We start from the raw sequence: 8,952 nt of genomic DNA on the forward strand, positions 1-8,952 counted from the left end.
TCCTGCGCGGCACCCGCCGAGCTGACCTCGGCCTTCACCTCCTGCGCGGCACCCGCCGAGCTGACCGCGACCGCCACGTCCTGCGCGGCACCCTCCGAGCTGACCGCGACCGCCACGTCCTGCGCCGCACCCTCCGAACTGACCGCGGCCGCCACCTCCTGCGCATAAGTGCGGGTTTGCTGCGGGCGCCCTGAAGGGTGAGGCGCCCGCAAGCCGTTCGGGGGAGCCATGGTCCGGCCCCCCGACGCACCCTTTCAGCGCAATCAGGCCAGCCAGGACCCCAGACATGACCAACGTGATCGCACTTCGCCGCCAGCCGGAAATTCGCCACGACGACCAGTTGCACGCGCTGATTGACAGTTTCGCCAATCGGCGGCGGCACCGTGAAGACGCGTTCTGGCTCAAGGAAAACGCCGAGCTGCTGAACATCCTGGAATGCACGGGGACGCGAGTGCCCGGCGCCGCGCTGGACCTGCACGCAGACTTTCTGGCCGATGTGCAGGACCGCATGGCGTTCTTTCCGCAATATTACCGTTTTTTGCTGTCGATGGTGCTGGACCTCGAAGACCTCGGGCTTGGCGGCGACATCGGCGAGCGCCTGTGCCGGATCGCCGCCCGCGATGATCTGGCCGGGGCCGAACTGTCCGACCTGCAACGTATGGAAGCGCGCCGGTTGCTGGCGCGACGCGGTGTCGCCCCGGCAGGCGATGCAGGGCTGCCGGACCGGCTGCGCGCGTTCTGCGCGCGCACCGCGACCTTCACGCTGCCCAACAAGAAAGCCGCCTACGAGCTGACCCATATTGTCTATTACCTTGGCGAATACGGTCGGCGCGATCCGGGGCTGGACGCGCGCGCCATCACCAGCCTGCATTTCGCCGGAAACCTTGCGTTTCTCGAACAGAATTCGGACCTGCTGTCCGAGATCTGCATCGCGCTGCGCCATGCGGGGGAAACGCCGCCGCCGTTCTGGACCGCATGGCTTGAACGCGAGACGCATCTCTTCGCTGTCGAAACCGGCGATCACGGCTCGATCGCCGATGACTACCACGATTTCCTCGTGTGCAACTGGCACGCCGCTGTGGCGGGGGGACCGGCCTTTCGCACGCCGCTGACGTCGGGGCGAATGAGCTTTGCCCGCGCGCCGCGCGCCACGCCGCTGCGCGAACTGTCCGAGGCGCTATTTGCCGAAGGCGCGGCGCGACGCCCCGACTGGGGGGTCATGCGCGCGCGGGTCGAAGGCCGCATGTCGCCACAGGCCCTGCAGGTCATCGACATGCTGGCCGGACAATCGGCCCACTTCGATGCCTTCTTCGAAGGCTTCGCGCGCGCGGGCCACGCATGAAAACCGCCGTGCTGACCGGGGCTGGGCTGGCAGTGCTGTATACCGGCGCGATTTCGGTCGCCGACGGCATCACCAAGCTGGTGGCGGCGGAATATGCCGCGCCGCAACTGTTTGCGATCAGCTCCGCCCTGGTGATCGCGATGTCGCTTGCCGCCGCGAGGGGCAGCGGACAATCCCTGCGCATCCGCGCGCGTCGGCCGATGGCGCTGAGGGCGGGGCTGACGGTGGCGGCCTCGCTCGGGTTTTTCCAGGCGTTTGCGTTGCTGCCGTTTGCCGATGTGTTCGTGTTCATCGCCCTGATGCCGCTGATGTCGGCGGCGCTCTCCGGCCCGGTGCTGGGCGAACGGGTCCGCCCGCTTGCCTGGGTGGCGCTTGCGATCGGGGCGGCGGGGCTGTTGTGCCTTGTGCCCGTGGGCCATCTTGCGCCGGGGGCGGGCCACATCTGGGCGCTGTTCGCGGTGCTCAGCGGAACCGGATCGCTGCTGTTGGCGCGGCTGATCAGCCGTACCGAGCGGGCGCCGCTGGCGCAGGTGTTCTGGCCCAACCTCGCGGTCATGGTGGTGATGGGGGCGGCGCTGCCTTTCGTCTGGAAGCCGGTGGCAGCGGCCGATCTGATCTGGTTCCTGAGCTACGCTGCGGCCCTGTTCGCCGCGCGCTGGCTGTCGGTCGAGGCGCTAAGGCTGCTGCCTGCCCATATCGCCACCCCGGTGATGAACCTCAAATTCCTGTGGATGGTCGCGATCGGCTGGTGGGGCTTTGGTGAAATGCCCACAACCGGCACCGTGCTGGGGGCGCTGCTGGTGATCGGGTCCGGCCTGTGGCTGGTGGCTGACGAAGCGTTACCGATGCGGCGCGCCGCCGCCTGACCGCCCACACCATTGAGAAGCAAGGCCCCAGCGGCTATCTGTTCCCGGACACATGGACCCGGAGACGCGCATGGCGGCCAAACAGACCCCCCCCTTTCTCAAACCGGCGCTTGAGATCGGCCCTATCGTGGTGTTTTTCGCCGCCTATCTGCTGGTCAAGGACCGGACCTTTGTTCTGGGCGGTAAGGAATACGAAGGGTTCATCCTCGTGACCGCAGGGTTCATTCCGCTGATCCTGGCCAGCACCGTGGCGTTGTGGAAACTGACAGGCCACCTGTCGCCGATGCAGATCGTCACGGCGGTGCTGATCGTGGTGTTCGGCGGACTGTCGGTGTGGCTGAACGACGAGCGGTTCTTCAAGATGAAACCGACGCTGATCTACCTGCTGTTCGGTGTGACCCTGGGGGTCGGCCTTTTGCGCGGCGAAAGCTGGCTGCGCAAGGTGATGGAAGGGGTCATGCCCTTGCAGGACGCGGGCTGGATGATCCTTACCCGACGGGTGTGCGCATTCTTCTTCGCCCTCGCGCTGCTGAACGAGATCATCTGGCGCAGTTTCTCGACGGAAACCTGGGTGTATTTCAAGACTTTCGGCCTGACGGCGGCGATCTTCATCTTCTTCATGACCCAAGGCGGCCTGTTCAAGACCTACGCGGTCGAAGACAAGGCCGACTGACGCGATCTGACCCGGTGTGCCCGACACCGGCGCCGCCAGGCGTCGCTTGGGTCCCCGGCGCGGCACTCGGCAGGGTGCACAGAAAGCCGGGCCGCGATCCCCGGCGTGGTCGTGACTTCACGCCGCCCGAACAGGCCAACGATCACGGCTCCGGATCGCCAGCGCGTCGGTAAACGGGATCGTTGCCATCCTGGCATTGTGGTTCCGCAGATAGGCGGTGCGGAGACGGAACAGCACAAAAGTCACCAGCGCCACCTCCGTGTGCCACGCATGATCGGCACCTTGTGAGTGGCAAAAGCGCGATCACGGGTGCGGCGGCGCGGTCCTCGATGTCGATGGCTCTCTGAAAATCGGGAGTTTCGACGATCGACAACCGGACCCACAGCCGGACACCGGATCAGCTTCGCCAAGGCAAGGAGCGGTATGCGCCTCCCAAATCACCCGCCGTTACGCCCCAGCCCGGCAACCTGACTTCGGGCATGAATTGCACCAGCCCCGGACCAGACCCGACCACAGGAACAGGCCCGGCGGCGGGGACGTGCCGCGCCAGTTGTTTTTGTCCTCGGGGGCGGTCTCGGCCATCAGCCCATTCGCCGCCACGGCCAACCCGCTGGTCGAATCGGCGGCAGATGCCTGGCAACGCCGATCCGGTTATGGGCGGCGGGCCGATCACCAACGTGGACCCCCACCTTCGCAGCGCCGCGACAAGCGTGGCCTTGCGCCCGAGGCGGTCTTCGAAATGGCCAGAGACCACGGCGCCCGGCGGACGCGCGAAGAGGGCAATGGGCAACGTCGAGAAAGACGCCAGTCGCGCGGTCATCGCTCCGGTTCCCGGATAGACAAGCGACGCAAACACCAGCACGGCGGCGCTCGCCTGGACCTGGAAGTCAACGACCCCGGTTGGCGGCCCGAGGGGGTTCGCGGTCAGGACTCTGGCGGCAGGGCTGGGTATCGGCTGGCTTGAGAAGGCCGCCGTCTCAACATTGGCGGGGCTACAGGACAATTTAATTCGTGTCCGCTGGCGTGCTGGACATAAATTTCATGATGTCCGTTGCGTTACCGCGAACAAGGGGCGGCGCCCGGAAAAGAGGCTCGGTCGATGCGACAAGGCGGCCGCGCGGGTTCGCATGCCACCGGGTATGCGCGTCCCTCGCCGCGGACCGAGGGGCGCTGCCCCCAACGCCTGACCGGCGACTCGGCGGAATATTCACCGCCAGACCGAGCGGCAGCGCTGCGCCCGGTCTTCATCTTGCCGGAAAAACTCCCGCCGGAGGCATCCGGCAGTCCCACCCGCGAACCGGGCGGGCAGATGTGTCAGGGCGCGTCGCTGTCGGGGGCATCCGGGTCTTCGCGACCGACGCCCCTGAAGATGAACTTGAACGGCAGCACCCAGACAAAGCCAAGCACGACGTAGACCAGCAGCTCGGCCCAGATCGGCGGGCGGTCAAGCGCATTCACCAGTGACACGGCTGCCGCGATGTAAAGCGGCAGCCAGACCACCAGAAGCAACAGCGCCAGGCGTTTGCGGGTTTTGTAGCGCAAGGGCATCCTAGTCCTCGAACGGGTCGGTGACGAGGATGGTGTCGTCGCGTTCCGGCGAGGTGGACAGCAGCGCCACGGGGCAGCCGATCAGCTCTTCGATGCGGCGGACGTATTTCACCGCGGCGCCGGGCAGATCGTTCCAGCTGCGTGCGCCCTCGGTCGATTCGGACCAGCCTTCCATCTCTTCGTAGACGGGCACGCAGCGGATCTGCTGTTCGGTGGCGATGGGCAGGTGGTCCAGCATCTCTCCATCCAGCTCGTAGCCGGTGCAGATGCGGATGGTGTCGAACCCGTCCAGCACGTCGAGCTTGGTCAGTGAAATGCCGTTGACGCCCGAGGTGGCGCAGGTCTGGCGCACCAGCACCGCATCGAACCAGCCACAGCGGCGCTTGCGCCCGGTCACCGTTCCGAATTCGCGCCCCCGCGTGCCCAGCCGGTTGCCGTTTTCATCGTCCAGCTCGGTGGGAAAGGGGCCTTCGCCGACGCGGGTGGTATAGGCCTTGACGATGCCCAGCACGAAATCTATCGCCCCCGGACCGATGCCGGTTCCGGTCGCGGCCTGCCCGGCGATCACGTTGGACGAGGTGACGAAGGGATAGGTGCCGAAGTCGATGTCCAGCAGGGCGCCCTGCGCGCCCTCGAACAGGATGCGTTTGCCGGCGCGGCGCTTTTCGTTCAGCACCTTCCAGACGGGCCCGGCGTATTGCAGCACCTCGGGGGCGATATCCAGAAGCGACTGGATCAGAGCCTCGCGGTCGACCGGCTTCAGGCCAAGACCCCGGCGCAGCGCATCATGGTGCGTCAGCGCGCGGTCGACACGGCTTTCCAGCGTGGCGCGGTCGGCAAGATCGGCAACGCGCACGGACCGACGGCCCACCTTGTCCTCATAGGCGGGGCCGATGCCGCGCCCGGTGGTGCCGATCTTGGATCCCTGGCTGGCGGCTTCTTCGCGCGCTCGGTCAAGTTCGCCATGGATCGGCAGGATCAACGGCACGTTTTCCGCCACCATCAGCGTTTCGGGCGAGATGTCCACGCCCTGCTCGCGGATGCTGGCGATTTCCTTGACCAGGTGCCACGGGTCCAGCACCACGCCGTTGCCGATGACGGACATCTTGCCACCGCGCACCACACCCGAAGGCAACGCGTTCAGCTTGAACACCTTGCCGTCGATGACAAGGGTATGGCCCGCGTTGTGGCCCCCCTGGAAGCGGGCGATCACATCGGCCCGGCTTGACAGCCAGTCCACGATCTTGCCTTTGCCTTCGTCGCCCCACTGGGCACCTACGACCACCACGTTCGCCATGTCATCTTGTCCTTATCGCGGTCCAAACGCGCCTCGTATAGCGAAGCAGGCGGGTGGGGGAAAGCCCGCGATTGCCCCCGGTCAGGGCAGAAGATGCAGCCACAGCCAGCTGGTCAGGATGCACAGCCCCGTGGCCAGCAGCACAGAGGTCGCCGCCACGCGCTTGGCGCGACCGTAAAGGTTGGCAAAGACATAGGCGTTGACCCCCGGCGCCATGGCCGCGGTCACGGTGGCCGACCGCAGCCCTTCGGTCGACAGGTCAAGCAGGGTCCCCATGCCATAGGCAATGGCCGGGTGCAGACCAAGCGATATGGCACAGACAAGCAGCACGGTCGGCAGGTCGCCTTCGGGGCGATAGCGGAACAGCACCCCCCCGAGCGCGAACAGCGCCGAGGGCAGCGCGGTGCGGATCACCATGTCGAGCGACTGAAGCACCGGGCCGGGCAGGGCGATGTCGGCAAGGTTGAACGCCACGCCGATGGCGATGCCGATCACCAGCGCGTTGCGAAACATCGCGCGCAGAATCGTCACAGGCAGGCGGTGCAGCGCGGTGCCGCTTGACCGGGCGCGCGCGATTTCCATTGCGGTGATGCCGACGGCGTACAGCATGGGCGAATGCAGCGCGATGATCGCATAATTGCCCGCCAGCGCGTCGGCGCCATAGGCCCGTTCGGTGATCGGCAGACCCAGCAGCAGCGAATTTGAAAACAGGCAGGCAAAGCCGATGACCACCGCGTCTTCCCAGTCGCGCCGGAACAGCAGCCGCGCGCCCACAAGCCCGGCGGCAAAGCTGGTCAGCGCGCCGGTGTAGAACGAGATCAGCAGCGCCGGCTCGAAATTCGCGCCCAGATCAAGCTGCCATATCGCCTTGAACAGCAGGCAGGGGATGGCGATGGTCTGGGAAAACCCCATCAGCCCGTCCACGGCATTGTCGGTCAGCAGCCCGCGCCAGCTGGCCAGATAGCCGGCGCCGATCACCAGAAACACCGGAAGGATGATATCGAAAAGTGCCTGCATCGCGGTCAGTCCAGAACAGGGCGTCGCGCGATGCGGCGCGCATGGGGCAACAGGAAAGCGCCGGGCAGATGCGGCGCGGGCTCAGAGCGCATGGCGCAGGATCATGCCGTCATAGGCGGGGCGGATGTGATCCGGGGTTTCGCGCGCCACCTCGTCGTGATCGAGGTCGATGTGCATGTTGGTCAGCACCGCCTCACGCGGGGCAGCGCGGGCGATCCATTGCAGCGACAGGTCCAGATGCGCATGGCTCGGGTGCGGCGCGCGGCGCAGCGCGTCCAGAATCCAGCAATCCAGCCCTTGCAGGTGCTCCCATGCGGGTTCGGGAATCTCGTTCACGTCGGGCAGGTAGGCGACGCGGCCGATGCGGAACCCCAGCGCGTCGATGCTGCCGTGGCGCACACGAAAGGGTTGCAGCGTCACCGGGCCTCCGGCGCCGTCGATGGCAAACGAACGCTCGTTGATCAGGTTGAGGTCAAGTATCGGCGGATAGGGGCTGCCTTGCGGTTGTTCGAACGCATAGCCAAAGCGGGCGATCAGCGCCGCCGAGGTGTCGTCATCGGCCCAGACCGGCAGGCGGACGCGGCGGTTGAACACGATCTGGCGCAGGTCGTCCAGCCCGTGGGTGTGATCGGCGTGGGCATGGGTGTAGACAACCGCGTCAAGCGTGCCGACCCCGGCATCCAGCAGTTGCTGGCGCATGTCGGGCGAGGTGTCGATCAGCACCCGGGTCACCCCATCGGCGCCAATGCGTTCCACAAGGATCGAACAGCGCCGTCGCGTGTTGCGCGGGTTGGACGGGTCGCAATCGCCCCAGTGCCCGCCCAGACGCGGAACGCCGCCCGAAGACCCACAGCCAAGAATGGTGATACGCAGGTCGGTCATGGCCGGAGGTGCCTTGCCGCGATCATGCCGCCTCCGGTGCCCAATGGGCGGCCTTGGCGAACAGCCGTTCGAAATTCGTCTCGGTGGCCGCGGCGAAGGCGTCGTAATCCAGCCCGAAGGCCTCGGCGCCGATGCGCGCGGTCAGCGCCGAATAGGCGGGTTCATTGCGTCGGCCCCGATGCGGCGGCGGCGCCAGGTAGGGGCTGTCGGTTTCCACCAGAATGCGGTCAAGCGGGGCGCTTGCAAAGATCGCGCGCAGGTCTTGCGACCGGGGAAACGCCGCGATGCCCGACATCGACAGGTAGAACCCGCAGTCAAGCGCCGCCCGGGCCAGATCTGGCGACGAGGAAAAACAGTGCATGACGCAGGTGTATTTGCGCGCCTTCCAGGCGTCGGACAGGAGGCGCGCCATATCGTCATCGGCGGCGCGCGCGTGGATGATAAGCGGCAGCCCGGTTTCCTGCGCCGCCTCGATATGAACAGCAAGCGAGGTTTGCTGGATCGCGGCGCTTTCGGCGGTGTAGTGGTAATCAAGGCCGGTTTCGCCGATACCGACGAACTTGGGGTGATCCGCCAGCGCGACCAGCTGGTCGACGGTGGCGAGCGGCTCTTCGGCGGCGCTCATGGGGTGGGTGCCGGCGGCGTAGAACACCGGGTCATGGGCTTCGGCGATGGCGCGGACCTGGGGTTCGTTGCGCAGCCGGGTGCAGATGGTGACCATGCGGTGCACCCCCGCATCCAGCGCGCGGGCGATGACGGCGGGGCGGTCTTCGTCGAAATCGGGGAAATCCAGATGACAATGGCTGTCGGTAAGGGGCGGTTGGGTCATGCGTGCTGTCCTTTGCCGCCTTGGTATCATGGATGGCGCGGGCAGGGTCAAGACACCCGGCGCCGGTCACTGCCCCCCTGCGCGCGTATTTGTGCAAAGTTGAAAACCGGCGCCTGTACCGAGGGCTAGGTCACCGACTCATAAACACGCAACCAGATGCGTGTTGCGGCGAGTTTGACGAGGGCGAGGAAGTTGGCGTCGTGCTTTTCGTAGCGCGTGGCTATAGCCCTGTAATGCTTGAGTTTCGAGAAAAACCGCTCGATCCGATTGCGGCGTCGGCAGGCGTCCCGGTCCAGCGGCGGCGGGTCGCGTCGGCGAGGGATCGGGCGAATGACGGCCCTGGCCCCGATTTCCGCGAGGTGTTCGCGCAGCCGGTTGCTGTCATAAGCGGCATCGACCAGCAGGGTCTGGCCCGGCCCGATGGTTGCGAGCATGTCGTCGGCAGAGCGGCCGTCATGGGCCTGCCCGGCGGTCAGCTTCAGCGTGACCGGCAGGCCG

Annotated in this window: 10 protein-coding genes; 3 read left to right on the forward strand and 7 right to left on the reverse strand. The window is 66.4% G+C overall.

The window, feature by feature from the left end:
• On the reverse strand, positions 1–230 hold a 230-nt coding region (locus ATI53_RS23335; protein ID WP_170134584.1), incomplete at its 3' end, for a hypothetical protein.
• A 56-nt stretch (positions 231–286) separates the two neighbouring features.
• Between ATI53_RS23335 and ATI53_RS14375 the strand changes: the two genes are divergently transcribed.
• From ATI53_RS14375 to ATI53_RS14385, 3 genes are all read left to right on the forward strand, one after another.
• On the forward strand, positions 287–1,342 hold the full coding sequence (locus tag ATI53_RS14375; protein WP_009505816.1) for a DUF6902 family protein: 1,056 nt from the start codon (positions 287–289) through the stop codon (positions 1,340–1,342).
• Positions 1,339–2,208 carry a DMT family transporter gene (locus tag ATI53_RS14380; RefSeq protein WP_111550688.1) on the forward strand — a complete coding sequence of 290 codons (870 nt, stop codon included), beginning with the start codon at positions 1,339–1,341 and terminating at the stop codon, positions 2,206–2,208. The genes ATI53_RS14375 and ATI53_RS14380 overlap by 4 nt, the downstream gene beginning before the upstream one ends.
• A gap of 70 nt (positions 2,209–2,278) precedes the next feature.
• Positions 2,279–2,881 carry an inner membrane-spanning protein YciB gene (locus tag ATI53_RS14385; protein ID WP_034453121.1) on the forward strand — a complete coding sequence of 201 codons (603 nt, stop codon included), beginning with the start codon at positions 2,279–2,281 and terminating at the stop codon, positions 2,879–2,881.
• 1,314 nt (positions 2,882–4,195) lie between these two features.
• Here the strand turns inward: ATI53_RS14385 and ATI53_RS14390 are convergent.
• The 6 genes from ATI53_RS14390 to ATI53_RS14415 form a co-directional block, all read right to left on the reverse strand.
• Positions 4,196–4,429: a DUF2842 domain-containing protein gene (locus tag ATI53_RS14390; RefSeq protein WP_009505811.1), complete on the reverse strand. Its 234-nt coding sequence runs from the start codon at positions 4,427–4,429 to the stop codon at positions 4,196–4,198.
• Position 4,430: 1 nt separating this feature from the next.
• Positions 4,431–5,726: an adenylosuccinate synthase gene (locus ATI53_RS14395; protein ID WP_009505810.1), complete on the reverse strand. Its 1,296-nt coding sequence runs from the start codon at positions 5,724–5,726 to the stop codon at positions 4,431–4,433.
• 81 nt (positions 5,727–5,807) lie between these two features.
• Complete coding sequence (locus ATI53_RS14400) at positions 5,808–6,743, reverse strand: AEC family transporter (protein ID WP_009505809.1); 936 nt, start codon at positions 6,741–6,743, stop codon at positions 5,808–5,810.
• An 81-nt stretch (positions 6,744–6,824) separates the two neighbouring features.
• The gene (locus tag ATI53_RS14405) at positions 6,825–7,625 is read right to left on the reverse strand and encodes an MBL fold metallo-hydrolase (protein ID WP_111550689.1); all 801 of its coding nucleotides are present in this window, start codon (positions 7,623–7,625) and stop codon (positions 6,825–6,827) included.
• Between the two features lie 22 nt (positions 7,626–7,647).
• Complete coding sequence (locus ATI53_RS14410) at positions 7,648–8,454, reverse strand: TatD family hydrolase (protein WP_111550690.1); 807 nt, start codon at positions 8,452–8,454, stop codon at positions 7,648–7,650.
• A 125-nt stretch (positions 8,455–8,579) separates the two neighbouring features.
• Positions 8,580–8,952 (reverse strand): IS5 family transposase (locus tag ATI53_RS14415; protein WP_111550691.1); only part of this gene is annotated, 373 nt, incomplete at its 5' end.

This window comes from Salipiger aestuarii, assembly GCF_003259905.1.
GTDB lineage: Bacteria > Pseudomonadota > Alphaproteobacteria > Rhodobacterales > Rhodobacteraceae > Salipiger > Salipiger aestuarii.